The 802-nt window shown below is 33.5% G+C and carries 1 protein-coding gene; it reads right to left on the reverse strand.

What is annotated here, in order from left to right; genetic code table 11:
* Positions 1-41: 41 nt before the first annotated feature.
* The gene (locus F752_RS0123150) at positions 42-713 is read right to left on the reverse strand and encodes a hypothetical protein (protein ID WP_017734124.1); all 672 of its coding nucleotides are present in this window, start codon (positions 711-713) and stop codon (positions 42-44) included.
* Positions 714-802: the final 89 nt, after the last annotated feature.

The raw sequence follows: 802 nt of genomic DNA on the forward strand, positions 1-802 counted from the left end.
AGGAATGAAAGGCTAAAATGAGCTGAAAAATAAGCTGCTAATCAGTGGGTTGCGCAACAGCTACTAGGGTTAGGTTCAGCTTCTTTTGTTTTAATTCCTTCTATCAGACTTTTAACCTCAATATCATCCACAAAGCTTTCCGTGTTATCAATCAAATAAAAAGCTAGAACATATGGAGCTAAATCGATAGTTAAAGTTCTTAATCGAGAGTTTATCCCATCAGGGTAGTCTTTTGATTTGTAGATAAAGTTCATAATTTGAGATAAGCTCGCTGGATACCCACAAATCTTAAAAACTTTTGGGTTAGTCCTATATGGTCCACTTGCATCAATCAAATAAGGCGCCCACATCATCTCAAATTTATTTATACTTCTTATATGAAGATTTGAAGGGCCTGTTAATGCTTTTCTCTCATACAAATAAATAACCATTACTGGACTAAAAGTCCCTCCCTTCTTTTCTCTTTTTTCAATTATTTTTAAGGGTGGGAAAATGGCATTCTTATAATTTTCCCTGTCCTTTTTACTCAAATCCTCTTCTGCAGGAAAAATATAATCATTCATGAACTCATTAAATCGTTCATCCGGAGAAACGAGCCAATCAGAACCGAAATCAATAGTTAAATCTAAATCTTTAATAAAAATGGTATTATTCAAGCAATCTGCACTTGGCTCAAATTCAAGTTTTCTAATGGCTATTGTTTCTGTTAGCATAGGGATTACTTTTACAATGTCTTAAAGTTGAACCTAACTTTACAGGGTTTTATGCAAAGTCTGAGCAAAAAAATAAGAGATAAAGAGGA

It is taken from the genome of Nafulsella turpanensis ZLM-10, assembly GCF_000346615.1.
Lineage (GTDB): Bacteria > Bacteroidota > Bacteroidia > Cytophagales > Cyclobacteriaceae > Nafulsella > Nafulsella turpanensis.

What these genes read in the sequence shown, in the direction of transcription:
- F752_RS0123150 (WP_017734124.1), bottom strand. Translation starts at nt 713, where the DNA reads ATGCTAACAGAAACAATAGCCATTAGAAAACTTGAATTTGAGCCAAGT.